Genomic DNA, 13,289 nt, shown 5'->3' with positions numbered 1-13,289 from the left:
GCGCGTGAAGCGGGTGATGTATGCGTTGATCGGCGGTGCGGCGTTGTGTGGCGTCGCCGCCTTCTCCGCCTCGGGGCAGAGCGACCGGTCGAAGAAGGAAGAGGCGAGCACCGCCGACGTCCAGCTCTGGCGGCTGGATTGCGGCGCGGTGCGCGTCAACGATCTCAACGCATTTTCGGACGTCCACGCCTATCCCGGCCGCTCCCGCCAGCTTGCCGCCAGCTGCTATCTGATCCGCCACGGCGCGGATTACATGCTGTGGGATGCCGGCATTCCGGAAAAGCTGAAGGGCAAGCCGACCAGCGCGACCGACCCGATCAGCCAGACGCTCACCGTCACCCTGCCGGAACAGCTCGCGCGGATCGACGTGAAGCCGGAACAGATCCGCCTGCTCGGCATCAGCCATTATCATGGCGACCATATCGGCCAGGCGCCGGCCTTCACCAGCGCGAAGCTGCTGATCGGCAAGGGCGATCTCGATACGCTCAAGGCCGGCCCCCAGCCCCGCATCGACCCTGCCCCCCTCGCCCGCTGGCTGACCGGCGGCGGCGAGGTCGAGGCCGTGGCGGGCGACAAGGACGTGTTCGGCGACGGCAGCGTGGTGATGCTGTCGCTGCCCGGCCATACGCCGGGGCATCACGGCCTGCTGGTGCGGCTGCGCAACAAGGGCGCGGTGCTGATCTCGGGCGATGCCGCCCATTTCAACGAGAACCTCGTCAATGACGGGGTGCCGGCGTTCAACACCGATCGCGCCCAGTCGCTCGCCTCGCTGGCGCGGCTCAAGGGGCTGGCGACCAACATGAACGCCACGCTCGTGCTCCAGCACGAGCCCGAGGACATCATCAAGCTGCCGGTGTTCCCGGCATCGGCGAACTGAATGCAGGACCGACTATGAAGGCCGTGGACAGCATCGAGGGACGGGCGATCCCGTTCGGCGCGAAGAATGTCGATACCGACGTCATCATCCCCGCCAAATGGCTGAAGACGATCAGCCGCGCGGGGCTGGGCAAGGGCGCGTTCGAAACCGTGCGCGCGGAACCGGGCAACATCTTCGACGACCCCGAATATAAGGGCGCCCCGATCCTGATCGCGGGCGACAATTTCGGCTGCGGCTCCAGCCGCGAACATGCCGCCTGGGCGCTCGCCGATCTCGGTATCGAAGCGGTGATCGCGCCGAGCTTCTCCGACATCTTCTCGGGCAACGCGTTCAAGAACGGGCTGCTGACGGTGGTGCTGCCGCAGGACGCGGTCGATCGGCTGCTTGAGGTGGCGAAGACCCACCCGATCCACATCGACCTCGACAGCCAGACGGTGACGACGCCGTTTCAGGATCGCTTCCGCTTCGAGATCGACGCGTTCCGCAAGCATTGCCTGGCGGAGGGGCTGGACGAGATCGGCTTGACCCTGGCGCTTTCCGATCGCATCGCGACCTATGAGGGGCAGCGCGCCGCCGAGAGGCCCTGGATGTAAGCTCGCCGGGCGGGGGCCGATGCGGATGATCGCGCACGCGTAACGGCCCGCCGTTGCGCGGGGGCCCCGGCCATCCTATCTTCGGCTTGATCATGAGCCGCATTGCGCAAGGGACGCCGATGACCACTTTCGACGAACGCGAACGGGCCTTCGAAGCCAGGTTCGTTATGGATCAGGATCTCCAGTTCCGGATCACGGCGCGCCGCAACCGCCTGCTCGGGCAGTGGGCCGCGGTGCAGATGAAGCTGACCCCCGAAGAGACCGACGCCTATGCCAAGGCGGTCGTCCAGGCGGATTTCGAGGAAGCGGGCGACGAGGATGTCGTGCGCAAGCTGCTGGGTGACCTGACCGCCGCCGGCGTCGAGGTGGACGATGCGACGGTTCGCCAGGCGCTGTCGGACAAGACCGCCGAGGCGCGCCGCCAGTTCATGGAAGCGCAATAATATGGCGATGGCGGCCCATGAGATCGAAGCGATGATCGTCGCCGCGATCCCGGACGCGCATGTCGAGATCACCGACCTCGCCGGCGACGGCGATCATTATGCGGCGCGGGTGGTGAGCGAGAGCTTTCGCGGCGTTCCGCGCGTGCGGCAGCATCAGGCGGTCTATGCCGCGCTGGGCGGCCGGATGGGCGGCGTGCTGCACGCGCTGCAGCTCACCACCGCCGCGCCCGACAAGGAGCTTTGAGAATGACCGAAGACACGCAAGCCCGCATCGATGCGCTGGTGAAGGGCAACGACGTGATGCTCTTCATGAAGGGCACCCCCCTGTTTCCGCAGTGCGGCTTTTCCAGCCGCGCGATCGCCATCCTCGACCATCTCGGCGTGACCTATGAGACCGTCGACGTGCTGCAGGACCAGGGCGTTCGCCAGGGCATCAAGCAATATTCGGATTGGCCGACGATCCCCCAGCTCTATGTGAAGGGCGAATTCGTCGGCGGCTCGGACATCATGATGGAGATGTACGAGGCCGGCGAACTCCAGCAGCTGCTGACCGACCAGGGCGTCGCCAAGGCGGGCTGACGCTGCTTTCAGCCCCTCCTCGTTGGAGGAGGGGTTGGGGTGGAGGCGAGCGCAGCGAGCTTCCGGCGGCGCCGGAAACCGCGCACGGCTTGCGTACGTCGCAGGCGTCCCAATTTCGGTCATCCCGGCCTTAAGCCGCGGTCCCGCTTCTTACTTCTTGGATCGATAATCCGGTCTGCGCCAAACATGTGGCGCGAGCAGATTCATTCCTGCCGGACAATTCGTCGTCCCGCCAGGCGCGCATCGGCTTCGCGTCGGCGGTAGCACTCCGCGCAGATGATCCTGATGCCGCCGGGCACTTCAACGGCGCCTTCGACCCATTCGCCGCCATTTTCCTGCAGATAGGCCTCACAGGCCTCGCACCACGCGTCTCGGAGATCATCTCCGTCCTCCGCTGGGAAGGAGACAAACCCGGCCGTCTCGGGTGATGCTCGATCCACGATGTGGGAGCAGACGAACGTGATGGGCTGAGGCCCATGCTCAGCGCAATCGCAAAAATCGTCGTCCATCGGCATTGCCGTGCTCCGATCGCGGTGGATCGCAATTGTATTCAGCGAGCAGACGCGTTGCAGTTGCCCAGTCGGAGGCCGAAAAAGAAGAAGAAGCGGGATCCCGGCTCAAGGCCGAGCTAACGGAAAGTCGGGCGCGCGATCGGCCAGTTCCCCCTCCCCGACGCGGCGCGCCGGGGAGGAAAAACCTAATCGTCAGACCGCGAACACCTGCTTGCCGATCTCGCGGATCGTTGCGCCGATGTCTTCGCGCGCGGCGGCAAGCGCCATGTTGGCGTGGATGAAGCCGGCCTTGTCGCCGCAGTCATAGCGGGTGCCGGCGAAGGTCAGGCCGTGGAAGGGCTGGTTGCCGATCATCGACGCCATCGCGTCGGTCAGCTGGATCTCGCCGCCGGCGCCCTTCCCCTGCCCTTCGAGGATGCGCATTACCTCGGGCTGCAGGATGTAGCGGCCGATCACCGCGAGGTTGGAGGGCGCGGTGCCCGGCGCGGGCTTTTCGACGAGCCCCTTCACCTCGGTCAGCGCACCGTCGCGCGCGCCCGGCGTGATCACGCCATACATATGCGCCTGGTCGTCGCGCACTTCCTGCGCGCAGATGATGTTGCCGCCGACCTTCTCATAGGCCTCGACCATCTGCTTGAGGCAGCCCGGCTGGCCGACCATCAGGTCGTCCGCGAGCAGCACGGCGAACGGCTCGTCACCGACGATGTCGCGCGCGCACCACACCGCATGGCCGAGTCCCAGCGGCTCCTGCTGGCGCACCGAAACGATCGAGCCCGGCTTGGGGCGCGTGCCCTCGAGCGCGGCGAGCGACTTGCCGCGCGACGACAGCGTCTGTTCCACCTCGAACGCGAGGTCGAAATAATCCTCGATCGACGACTTGTTGCGGCCATTCACGAAGATCAGCTGCTCGATGCCGGCCTCGAACGCCTCGTCGACCGCATATTGGATCAGCGGACGATCGACGACGGGCAGCATTTCCTTCGGCACGGCCTTGGTCGCCGGAAGAAAGCGAGTTCCCAGCCCTGCCACCGGGAACACCGCCTTGCGAATGCGCTTCATTCCGTCTTCCTCCTGTTCATCGTCCACGAGATGGGGTCGAACCACTGGAAGCACCCTGACGCGAAGTCAATTTCCAGAACGTTACAACGCCGCGCCTCAACTGCACTTATGCCGCGTCGGTCGCAGGAAGCGCGCGATCAGGCCGCGACGACGCCGTCCTTCAGCCGCGCCGCATAGCTCTTGCGGAACTTGCGCAGCTTGGGCGCCACCACCGCCATGCAATAGGGGTTCTGGTCCCCGACCCGCGCGAAATAGTCCTGATGATAATCCTCCGCCTCGTACCAGGTGTTCGGATGTTCGATGGTGGTGACGATCGGATCGGGCCAGTCCGCCGCGGCGCGCGTCCTGGCCGCCTCGGCGGCGACATGCTGCGCTTCCGAATTGGGAAAGATCGCCGATCGGTACTGGGTGCCGACATCATCGCCCTGACGGTTGAGCTGCGTCGGATCATGGATGTGGAAGAAGATGTCGAGCAGGTCGTCATAGCCGATCACGTCCGGATCGAAGCGGATGCGCACCGCCTCGGCGTGGCCGGTGTCCCCGTTGCAGACCTGCTTGTAGGTGGGGTTCTCGAGCGAGCCGCCGATATAGCCGCTCTCGACCGACGTCACGCCGATCACATCGTCGAACACCGCCTCGACGCACCAGAAGCAGCCGCCGGCGAGCGTTGCGATTTCTTCCGCCATGTCCTTCAATCCCATTCGTTCCCGTGCCGCCAAGATAGGCCCGCGGCGCGCGCGCTTCAATCGAGCGCCGGCAGCGGCCCCGCCAGCAGCGGCGGCATCAGCGGCTTGCCCGCCGCCTTGAGCGCATCGATCTCGTGCGCGACGCCCGTCACCAGCGCGACCTGCTTGCGGCGGCCGAGGTGGGTGCCGTCGGCGAGAATGCCGGCGCCATGCTGCCGCAGCAGCCGGTCCCAGAAGCGCGCGGCGGCGTGCGGATCGAAGCCCGCCCGCGCCATCAGGTAGACGCCGAGGCGATCCGCCTCGATCTCGGTCGCGCGGGTCAGCCGGGCGTTGCGGCCGACCTGCGCGAACAGCCCCCGCGAAACGCCCGCCTCGTTCAGCCGCACGCGGTGGCGCAGGATGTTGTGCGCCATCTCGTGCGCGATCACCGTCGCGAGTTCGTCGTCGTCCTGGGTGAAGTCGACCATCGCCGAGCTGAGCTGCGCCGTTATGCCGTCCGCCCAGCCATTATAGGCTTCGGACGGGCGGATCTCGACGCGCGACACGCAGCCCGGAACGCCGTCCACCGTGATGGCAAGGCGCCGGCCGCCGCGTTCCAGCTCGAGCCGGCCGCGGCCGTCCGCCATCGCGCGATCGATCGCGGCGCGCACCGCCGGCATATGGTCGTCATCGCCCTGCAGTGCGTCGAAGCGGGCATCGTCGATCGCGAGCAGCCGGTCGTCCGCCTGCACCCCCGCCGCCTCGGCGGGGCTGCCCGGCACGATGCCCTCGATCGCGATGCCCTTGTCCGCGCCGAACAGGCTGCGCGCGGCGTCGCGGAAGCCGCTGGTATATTGGCCGAGATCATGGACGACGAGCCCGGGCAGCGGCTGCGTCACCGGGCAGATCGCGGCGCTCGCGCGCGCGATCCGGTCGGCGATCGTCGCCAGCCGGATATCGTCGGCGCGCAACTGGCGCAGCACGTCGATCGCGGTGTCGTCGGAAAGCGGCGCCGCGGTCGCCGGCCCCACCACCGGAGCGAGGGAGAGCAGCAGGGCGATCAGGGATTTGCGCATCGTTTCCGGGGCATAGCGCGGGCGCGGTCAGGCGTCGATGGTGACCACGGCGTCGGCGAAGCGATCCACCTCGGCGCGGTCGTGGCTGACGTGGAGGATCGGCAGATGCACCGCGGCGCGGATGCGGTCGAGCGCCGCGAGGATGTCCGCGCGGCGCGGCGCGTCGAGCGAGGCGAGCGGCTCGTCCATCAGCAGCAGCCGCGGCGCCGAGAGCAGCGCGCGGCCGATCGCGACACGCTTGGCCTCGCCGCCCGAAAGCGTCGCGGGATAGCGCGTCAGCAGGGGCCCGATCGCGAGCAGCTCCACCGTCTGGTCGAACCCGATGATCGGCGCCCGCCCGCGCGCCCGCGCGGTGCCGTAATGCAGGTTTTCGGTGACGGTGAGGTGGGGGAACAGCAGCGCATCCTGAAACACGAAGCCGATCGCGCGCGCCTCCGGCGGCACGTCCACGCCCGGCGCGAACATCGTGTCGCCGTCGATCAGGATGCGGCCCTCGTCGGGCCTCAGCAGCCCCGCGACCATGTTGAGGATGCTCGTCTTGCCCGCGCCCGACGGCCCGAACAGCGCGGTCACGCCGCTCCCGGCGGTGAAGCGCGCGCCGACGCGGCGGTCGCCCAGCCGCTTCCAGGCGTCGAACTCAAGCATGGCGCTGCTTCCGGGCGAGCGCCTCTGATCCCAGCAGCGCCGCCAGCGAGACGAGGATCGAGAGGATGGCGAGCCGCATCACCGCCCCCTCCCCGCCCGGCGCCTGCAGCGCGGTGTAGATCGCCAGCGGCAGGGTCTGGGTCTCGCCGGGAATGTTGGAGGCAAAGGTGATCGTCGCGCCGAACTCGCCCAGCGAGCGGGCGAAGCCCAGCACCAGCGCCGCGGCGATGCCGGGCCGGCACAGCGGCAAGGTGATGCTCGCGAACACGTCCCACGGCCCCGCCCCCAGCGACCGCGCCGCGCCCTCCAGCCGCCGGTCGACCGCCTCGATCGACAGCCGGATCGCCCGCGCCATCAGCGGCAGCGCCATCACCGCCGCCGCCACCGCCGCCCCCGTCCAGCGGAAGACCAGGGCGATGCCGAACCAGTCGTGCAGCAGCGCCCCCACCGGCCCGTTGCGCCCGAACAGGATCAGCAGCAGCCAGCCCGTTACCACCGGCGGCAGCACCAGCGGCAGATGGACGACGGCGTCGAGCACGGTCCGCCCCGGAAACCGCCGCCGCGCCAGCAGCCAGGCCAGCCCGAAGGCGAAGGGCAGGCAGAGCAGCACGGCGGCGATGCCGACCTTGAGCGACAGCCAGAGGATCGACCATTCGGCCGCGGTGGGCATCAAGGCGCGGTAAATCCGTGCGCGCGGAAGATCGGCAGCGCCGGACCGATCAGATAGGCGCGAAACGCGTCCGCATCGGGTGCGGATGCGGTGTTCAGCCGGGCAATCGGGTAGGTGATCGGGGGGTAGCTCGATGCCGGGAAGACACCGACCACGCGGACCGTCTTCGAGGCCGCCGCATCCGTTTCATAGACGATGCCCAGCGGCGCCTCGCCGCGTTCGACCAGCGCCAGCGCCGCGCGGACATTCTCGGCGGCGGCAATCCGCTCCGCCACTTGCCGCCACACGCCGAGGGCGGTCAGCGCCGCCTTGGCATAGCGGCCCGCCGGCACCCCGGCAGGATCGGCGATCGCCAGCCGCCCGTCCCCCAGCGCAGCGCCGATCGCCATGCCGGGCCCGACCGCGAGCGCGGTTCTCGCCGCCGCGGGCGCGATCAGCACCAGCCGGTTGCCGAGGAAGGATGCGCGGGAGGCCGGATCGATCAGCCCCTTCGCGCCAAGCGCATCCATCCATTCCTCATCGGCGGACAGGAACAGGTCCGCAGGCGCGCCACCCTCGATCTGGCGGGCGAGCGCCGACGAGGCTGCGAAGCTCAGCACCGGCCTCGGATGCCCTTGTGCCGCCCAGGCATCCGCCGCCTCGGTCAGCGCCTCCTGCAGGCTCGCCGCCGCGAGCACGACGGGCGCCCTTGGCGGCTCCGCTCCGCAGCCGGAGAGGCAGAGCATGAACAGCAGGAGCAGGTTCCGGATCATATCCGGGGATATATAGAGCAACGATCCAGAAGGCGAGAGGCGCCGGCGCCGCGATATCCTCCCCGGCGCGCGCGGCACCGGGGAGGAGAAAGGCGGCGCTTACAGCGCCCCGTGGCAGTGCTTGTACTTGTTGCCGGAGCCGCACGGGCACGGCGCGTTGCGGCTGACCCGGCCTTCCCATTCGGCGGGGTCGCCGCCCAGCGTTTCGGCATCGTCGGCCGGTGCAATATATTGCATCGGCGCCAGGCGCGTCGTCACCAGGCCATAGCCGGCGTCGATATCGTTGGAGTCGTCCTCGCCGGTCAGCGGGTCGATGTGCGTCGTGAAGATGTCCGGCATGCGCGGCAGTTCGGGGAAATCCGGCATGTCCTGCGGCGACATCATGAATTCGGCGTGCGCCAGCGTCTTCGTCACATCCTCGCGGATCGCGTCGAGCATGCGCTGGAACAGCGCGAAGGCTTCCTGCTTATACTCGTTGATCGGCGTCTTCTGCGCATAGGCACGCAGGTGGATCACCGCGCGCAGCGCGTCGAGCGTCGCCAGATGCTCCTTCCAGTGATGATCCAGGTTCTGGATCATGATGCTCTTCTGCACGCGGTTCCAGGTGTCGCCCGGCAGTTCGGCGGCCTTCGCCGCGATCGCGGCGTCGGCGGCGGCCTGGATGCGCTCTTCGAGCATCTCGGGATCGACCTGATCCTCGTTCAGCCACGCGTCGATATCGGGCTCCAGCCCCAGCACGTCCTGCACGCGCGCCTTCAGCGCCGCGACATCCCACTGCTCGGGATAGGTGTTGGGCGGGCAGGAATCGGCGACCATCGCGTTGACCGTCTCGGCGCGCATGTCGACGACGATGTCGTCGACGCTGTCCGCGTCCATGATGTCGTTGCGCTGCTCGTAGATCACCTTGCGCTGGTCGTTCATCACGTCGTCATATTCGACGACCTGCTTGCGCTGCTCGTAATTGCGCGCCTCGACCTTCTTCTGCGCGGTCTCGATCGCCTTCGACAGCCAGCGCGAACCGATCGCCTCGCCATCGGCGAGGTTGCTGTTCATCATCTTGGCGAACAACGTGTCCGGCCCGAAGATGCGCAGCAGATCGTCCTCGAGGCAGAGGTAGAAGCGGCTGAGGCCCGGATCGCCCTGACGGCCCGAACGGCCGCGGAGCTGGTTGTCGATGCGGCGGCTCTCGTGCCGCTCCGTGCCGAGCACGAACAGGCCGCCGGCTTCCAGCACCTGCTGCTTCTCGACCGCGATCTCGGCGCGGATGCGCTCGATCGCCGCGTCGCGCTCCGGCCCTTCCGGCATGTCGCGCAGCTCGTCTTCCACGCGGAATTCGAGGTTGCCGCCGAGCTGGATGTCGGTGCCGCGGCCCGCCATGTTGGTGGCGATCGTCACCGCGCCGGCCCGGCCGGCCTGCGCCACGATATGCGCCTCGCTCTCGTGGAAGCGCGCGTTGAGCACATTATGCTTGGTGCCGATCTTGGTGAGGAAGTCCGACAGCAGCTCGGACTTCTCGATCGAGACGGTGCCGACCAGCACCGGCTGGCCCTTGTCTGCCTGCGCCTTGATCGCCTTGGCGATCGCGCCGAACTTGTCGAGCGTGTTCTTGTAGAACTCGTCTTCCTGGTCGATCCGCTGCACCGGCACGTTGGTGGGGATCGTCACCACGTTCATCTTGTAGATGTCGTAGAATTCCTGCGCCTCGGTCGCGGCGGTGCCGGTCATGCCCGAAAGCTTGGGATACATGCGGAAATAATTCTGGAAGGTGATCGAGGCGAGCGTCTGGTTCTCGGGCTCGATCTGCACGCCCTCCTTGGCCTCCACCGCCTGGTGCAGACCGTCCGACCAGCGCCGGCCGTCCATCATGCGGCCGGTGAACTCGTCGATGATGACGACCTTGCCGTCCTTCACGATATAGTCGGTGTCGCGCTTGAAGATCGCGATCGCGCGCAGCGCCTGGTTCAGGTGGTGGACGACCTGCGTATTCTCATAATCGTAGAGGTTGCTGCCCTGCAGCAGCCCCGCCGCCTCCAGCATCCGCTCGGTCTTCTCGGTGCCGTCCTCGGTGAGGATGATCGAGCGCTGCTTCTCGTCGACCTCATAATCATCGGGCACGAGCTGCTTCACGATCACGTCCATGCGCATATAGAGCTCGGACTTGTCGTCGGTGGGGCCGGAGATGATCAGCGGCGTGCGCGCCTCGTCGATCAGGATCGAATCGACCTCGTCGACGATCGCGAAGTTGAACGGCCGGTGGACCATCTGCTCGCGATCATATTTCATGTTGTCGCGCAGATAGTCGAAGCCGAACTCGTTGTTCGTGCCGTAGGTGATGTCCGCGGCATAGGCGGCGCGGCGCTGGTCTTCCTGCAGGTTGGGCACGATCACGCCGACGGTGAGCCCCAGGAAATTATAGACCTGGCCCATCCATTCGGCGTCACGCCGGGCGAGATAGTCGTTGACGGTGACGACGTGGACGCCGGTGCCCGGCAGCGCGTTGAGATAGCAGGCGAGCGTCGCCATCAGCGTCTTGCCCTCGCCGGTGCGCATCTCGGCGATCTCGCCGCGGTGGATGACGATGCCGCCGATGAGCTGGACGTCATAATGGCGCTGGCCGAGCACGCGGCGCGAGGCTTCGCGAACGGTGGCGAAGGCTTCCGGCAGCAGATCGTCGAGCTCCTCGCCGGCTTCCAGCCGGTCGCGGAAGCGCTGCGTCTGCCCGCTCAGCTCCTCGTCGGACATCGCCTCCAGCGACGGTTCGAACGAACCGATCTGGTTGACGATCTTGCCGAGCGACTTGACGTAACGATCGTTGGACGATCCGAAAATGGCCTTGGCCATGCCACCGAACATGCTGCTTATCCTGTTTGTCTTGGCCTGAACGCCGCGCGGCCATACCGCCACGGCGCATCCCTGTTCATGAAATCAAGCCGCATCGCCGCTGTCGGCGTGCGGGCGCGTGGCGTGCTTATTCCCGCCGGCGAACGCTCAGCAGGTCGAGCGCGAACGCGCGCGCAGGCGCGGCGTCGGCGAACCACAGGCGTGCCGCGCGCGCGATTGCGAACGGGCTGCGCGGCTGGGGGATCGCACCACGCACCATAACCGCGCGCGCGGCGACGGTCTGGGCCACGGTGCCGGCAACGGCAACGGCGGACTGCTCGACCTGCACCACTTCGAGCCGGCGGTCGCCGGTCAGCGCGCCGGTCAGCCCGGCGAGCAGCGCAGAAAGGAAGAGCAGCAGTTCCAACGTCGATCCCGCATGGTTTCGTTCCGCCACATAAGTGCTGTGCAACGGTTCGGCTAGTCAAAACGGGCAGGCCACCGCACCATGTTCCATCCTGCGCACATCCCCCCTATAGCCCGCCTCGACCCCGACGAAGAGGAGCGCATGACCGACCGATCCCCGCTCGCGCCCGCCAGCTTTCCCGAACTGCCGCCGATCGATGGCGTTGCGCTGCGCGTCGCGCGTGCACGCTACAAGGCGTGGGATCGCTGCGACCTGACCTATGCCGAGCTGGCGGAGGGCACCGCCGTCGCCGGCGTGCTGACGCAGAGCCGCTGCCCCTCCCCCGAGGTGGAATGGTGCCGCGCGGCGCTGACCCTGGGGAAGGCACGCGCGCTGGTGGTCAACGCCGGCAATTCCAACGCCTTCACCGGCAATCGCGGCCGCGCCGCGGTGGAAGCGATCGCCGCGCGCACCGCGCAGCATCTCGGCTGCGATCCGTCGGACGTTTTCGTCGCCTCGACCGGGGTGATCGGCGTGCCGCTGCCGATCGACAAGGCCGAAGCCGGCCTCGACGCCGCCTTTGCCGCCGAGCCCTGCGACTGGGAAGCCGCCGCCGCGACGATCATGACCACCGACACCTTCGCGAAGGCGGCGGTGACGCATGCGGTGGTGGGCGGCAAGACCGTGTCGCTCGTCGGCATCATCAAGGGATCGGGCATGGTCGCGCCGGATATGGCGACGATGCTCGGCTTCGTCTTCACCGACGCGGCGGTCGCCCCCGAACTGCTGCAGCAGATGCTGTCGGCGGCCAACCGCCGCAGCTTCTCGAGCATCACCGTCGACAGCGACACCTCGACCAGCGACACCGTGCTGGCATTCGCGACCGGTACCGCGGGCAACGAGCCGCTGGCGAGCATGGACGATGCCGGCGCGGATGCGTTTCATTCGGCGCTGTCCGACCTGTGCCTGCAGCTCGCCCACCTCGTCGTGCGCGACGGCGAGGGCGCGACCAAGTTCATCCGTATCGACGTGGAGGGTGCCGAATCCGATCGCAGCGCGCATCGCATCGCGATGAGCATCGCCAATTCGCCGCTGGTGAAGACCGCGATCGCGGGAGAGGACGCCAATTGGGGCCGCGTCGTCATGGCGGTCGGCAAGGCCGGCGAACCCGCCGAGCGCGACAGGCTGGCGATCCGCTTCGGCGCGACCCAGGTCGCCCGCGATGGGCTGGCGCTGGCGGGCTATGACGAGGCGCCGGTCGCCGCGCACCTGAAGGGCAAGGAGATCGAGATCGGCGTCGACCTCGGTCTGGGCGAAGGCCGCGCGACGGTTTGGACCTGCGACCTGACCCATGGCTATATTTCGATCAACGCCGATTATCGGAGCTGAGATGCACCCCCTGAACGCCCAGGTCGACGCGCTGATGCGCGCGGTTTCCGCCGAAGTCGTCATGCCGATGTTCCGCAGCCTTGCCGCGGACCAGATCGAGGAGAAAGCGGAGGATGATTATGTCACCGCCGCCGACAAGCTTTCGGAGAAAAGGCTGACCGAAGGGCTGCTGGCGATCGATCCGTCGACCCGTGTGGTCGGCGAAGAGGCGGTGGCCGCCGACCCGACGGTGGTCGCGGGGATCGAGAAAGGCGCGGTGTGGATCGTCGATCCGATCGACGGCACCGGCAATTACGCCGCGGGGCGCCCGCCCTTCGCGATCATGGTCGCACTGGCAGTGGAAGGCACGATCGAGGGCGGCTGGATCCTCGATCCGATCACCGGTCGAATGGTGCATGCGGCGCTGGGCGCCGGCGCCTTCGTCGATGGCGAACGCGTCCACGCGCGCGGCACCGGCGCGGCGTTGCCCGTCGCCGCGATCACCACGCGTTTCCTGCCCGCGGGCATGCGCGAGCGGATCATCGAGCGGCTGCCCGGCCGCATCACCGAAGCCGCGCCGCCGCTGTGCGCGGGCGAGCAATATCCGCGGCTGGTGCTGGGCGAAAACGACGTCGCGATGTTCTGGCGCGCGCAGCCCTGGGATCATGCGCCGGGCGCACTGTTCCTCACCGAAGCGGGCGGACGCCTCGCGCGCTTCGACGGCAGCCCCTACCGGCTGGGGGAGGACCGCACCGGCCTGCTCGCCGCCGCCTCGCCCGACTTGTGGGACCGTGCCGCCGCCATCCTGTTCGGCTGAGGATAGA

Annotated in this window: 16 protein-coding genes; 7 read left to right on the top strand and 9 right to left on the bottom strand. The window is 67.8% G+C overall.

Annotation, left to right across the window (positions count from 1 at the left end):
- Positions 1-4 precede the first annotated feature (4 nt).
- The 5 genes from NX02_RS05490 to grxD all read left to right on the top strand — a co-directional run bounded on the left by NX02_RS05490 (position 5) and on the right by grxD (position 2,492).
- Positions 5-877, top strand: a complete 873-nt coding sequence (locus NX02_RS05490; protein WP_245648767.1) for an N-acyl homoserine lactonase family protein — start codon at positions 5-7, stop codon at positions 875-877.
- A 14-nt stretch (positions 878-891) separates the two neighbouring features.
- Positions 892-1,470 carry a 3-isopropylmalate dehydratase small subunit gene (leuD, locus tag NX02_RS05485; protein ID WP_025291192.1) on the top strand — a complete coding sequence of 193 codons (579 nt, stop codon included), beginning with the start codon at positions 892-894 and terminating at the stop codon, positions 1,468-1,470.
- Between the two features lie 119 nt (positions 1,471-1,589).
- Entirely contained in the window at positions 1,590-1,913 is a 324-nt protein-coding gene (locus tag NX02_RS05480; RefSeq protein ID WP_025291191.1) for a DUF1476 domain-containing protein, read from the top strand.
- Position 1,914: 1 nt separating this feature from the next.
- Positions 1,915-2,157 (top strand): BolA/IbaG family iron-sulfur metabolism protein, encoded by a 243-nt coding sequence (locus NX02_RS05475; protein ID WP_025291190.1) that lies wholly within the window; start codon positions 1,915-1,917, stop codon positions 2,155-2,157.
- Positions 2,158-2,159: 2 nt separating this feature from the next.
- Complete coding sequence (gene grxD / locus NX02_RS05470) at positions 2,160-2,492, top strand: Grx4 family monothiol glutaredoxin (RefSeq protein WP_025291189.1); 333 nt, start codon at positions 2,160-2,162, stop codon at positions 2,490-2,492.
- Positions 2,493-2,695: 203 nt separating this feature from the next.
- On the opposite strand, the gene NX02_RS05465 is transcribed toward grxD, so the two are convergent.
- From NX02_RS05465 to NX02_RS05425, 9 genes are all read right to left on the bottom strand, one after another.
- On the bottom strand, positions 2,696-3,007 hold the full coding sequence (locus tag NX02_RS05465) for a hypothetical protein (RefSeq protein ID WP_025291188.1): 312 nt from the start codon (positions 3,005-3,007) through the stop codon (positions 2,696-2,698).
- Positions 3,008-3,196: 189 nt separating this feature from the next.
- Positions 3,197-4,063, bottom strand: coding sequence for a UTP--glucose-1-phosphate uridylyltransferase GalU (gene galU / locus NX02_RS05460; RefSeq protein WP_025291187.1), 867 nt, complete (start codon positions 4,061-4,063; stop codon positions 3,197-3,199).
- A 137-nt stretch (positions 4,064-4,200) separates the two neighbouring features.
- Positions 4,201-4,749, bottom strand: a complete 549-nt coding sequence (msrA, locus tag NX02_RS05455; RefSeq protein WP_025291186.1) for a peptide-methionine (S)-S-oxide reductase MsrA — start codon at positions 4,747-4,749, stop codon at positions 4,201-4,203.
- Between the two features lie 56 nt (positions 4,750-4,805).
- A complete protein-coding gene (locus tag NX02_RS05450; protein ID WP_025291185.1) occupies positions 4,806-5,804 on the bottom strand; it encodes a M48 family metallopeptidase in 999 nt (332 codons plus the stop codon).
- Positions 5,805-5,831: 27 nt separating this feature from the next.
- The gene (locus NX02_RS05445; protein WP_025291184.1) at positions 5,832-6,449 is read right to left on the bottom strand and encodes an ATP-binding cassette domain-containing protein; all 618 of its coding nucleotides are present in this window, start codon (positions 6,447-6,449) and stop codon (positions 5,832-5,834) included.
- Positions 6,442-7,119: a molybdate ABC transporter permease subunit gene (gene modB / locus NX02_RS05440; protein ID WP_025291183.1), complete on the bottom strand. Its 678-nt coding sequence runs from the start codon at positions 7,117-7,119 to the stop codon at positions 6,442-6,444. Before modB ends, NX02_RS05445 begins: the two co-directional genes overlap by 8 nt.
- Positions 7,119-7,871: a molybdate ABC transporter substrate-binding protein gene (gene modA, locus NX02_RS05435; protein ID WP_039996417.1), complete on the bottom strand. Its 753-nt coding sequence runs from the start codon at positions 7,869-7,871 to the stop codon at positions 7,119-7,121. The genes modB and modA overlap by 1 nt, the downstream gene beginning before the upstream one ends.
- 99 nt (positions 7,872-7,970) lie before the next feature.
- Positions 7,971-10,724, bottom strand: a complete 2,754-nt coding sequence (gene secA / locus NX02_RS05430) for a preprotein translocase subunit SecA (RefSeq protein ID WP_025291181.1) — start codon at positions 10,722-10,724, stop codon at positions 7,971-7,973.
- A 115-nt stretch (positions 10,725-10,839) separates the two neighbouring features.
- On the bottom strand, positions 10,840-11,118 hold the full coding sequence (locus tag NX02_RS05425; protein WP_025291180.1) for a hypothetical protein: 279 nt from the start codon (positions 11,116-11,118) through the stop codon (positions 10,840-10,842).
- Positions 11,119-11,259: 141 nt separating this feature from the next.
- Here NX02_RS05425 and argJ point away from each other — a divergent pair, with 141 nt between their 5' ends.
- Together argJ and NX02_RS05415 are read left to right on the top strand one after the other, a co-directional pair.
- Positions 11,260-12,486, top strand: a complete 1,227-nt coding sequence (argJ, locus tag NX02_RS05420) for a bifunctional glutamate N-acetyltransferase/amino-acid acetyltransferase ArgJ (protein WP_025291179.1) — start codon at positions 11,260-11,262, stop codon at positions 12,484-12,486.
- Between the two features lies 1 nt (position 12,487).
- Positions 12,488-13,282, top strand: a complete 795-nt coding sequence (locus NX02_RS05415) for an inositol monophosphatase family protein (protein WP_025291178.1) — start codon at positions 12,488-12,490, stop codon at positions 13,280-13,282.
- The last annotated feature ends 7 nt before the right edge of the window (positions 13,283-13,289 follow it).

Origin of the sequence: Sphingomonas sanxanigenens DSM 19645 = NX02 (assembly GCF_000512205.2) — a bacterium.
In the GTDB taxonomy this organism is placed as follows: domain Bacteria; phylum Pseudomonadota; class Alphaproteobacteria; order Sphingomonadales; family Sphingomonadaceae; genus Sphingomonas_D; species Sphingomonas_D sanxanigenens.
Note: the sequence above shows the minus strand (reverse complement) of the source record. Positions and strands in the feature narration are given on the sequence as shown.

Coding starts and splice junctions, on each gene's coding strand:
- galU (WP_025291187.1), bottom strand. CDS start 4,063: ATGAAGCGCATTCGCAAGGCGGTGTTCCCGGTGGCAGGGCTGGGAACT.
- NX02_RS05415 (WP_025291178.1), top strand. CDS start 12,488: ATGCACCCCCTGAACGCCCAGGTCGACGCGCTGATGCGCGCGGTTTCC.
- NX02_RS05445 (WP_025291184.1), bottom strand. CDS start 6,449: ATGCTTGAGTTCGACGCCTGGAAGCGGCTGGGCGACCGCCGCGTCGGC.
- grxD (WP_025291189.1), top strand. CDS start 2,160: ATGACCGAAGACACGCAAGCCCGCATCGATGCGCTGGTGAAGGGCAAC.
- leuD (WP_025291192.1), top strand. CDS start 892: ATGAAGGCCGTGGACAGCATCGAGGGACGGGCGATCCCGTTCGGCGCG.
- msrA (WP_025291186.1), bottom strand. CDS start 4,749: ATGGCGGAAGAAATCGCAACGCTCGCCGGCGGCTGCTTCTGGTGCGTC.
- NX02_RS05465 (WP_025291188.1), bottom strand. CDS start 3,007: ATGCCGATGGACGACGATTTTTGCGATTGCGCTGAGCATGGGCCTCAG.
- modB (WP_025291183.1), bottom strand. CDS start 7,119: ATGCCCACCGCGGCCGAATGGTCGATCCTCTGGCTGTCGCTCAAGGTC.
- modA (WP_039996417.1), bottom strand. CDS start 7,871: ATGATCCGGAACCTGCTCCTGCTGTTCATGCTCTGCCTCTCCGGCTGC.
- NX02_RS05480 (WP_025291191.1), top strand. CDS start 1,590: ATGACCACTTTCGACGAACGCGAACGGGCCTTCGAAGCCAGGTTCGTT.
- argJ (WP_025291179.1), top strand. CDS start 11,260: ATGACCGACCGATCCCCGCTCGCGCCCGCCAGCTTTCCCGAACTGCCG.
- NX02_RS05475 (WP_025291190.1), top strand. CDS start 1,915: ATGGCGATGGCGGCCCATGAGATCGAAGCGATGATCGTCGCCGCGATC.
- NX02_RS05450 (WP_025291185.1), bottom strand. CDS start 5,804: ATGCGCAAATCCCTGATCGCCCTGCTGCTCTCCCTCGCTCCGGTGGTG.
- secA (WP_025291181.1), bottom strand. CDS start 10,724: ATGTTCGGTGGCATGGCCAAGGCCATTTTCGGATCGTCCAACGATCGT.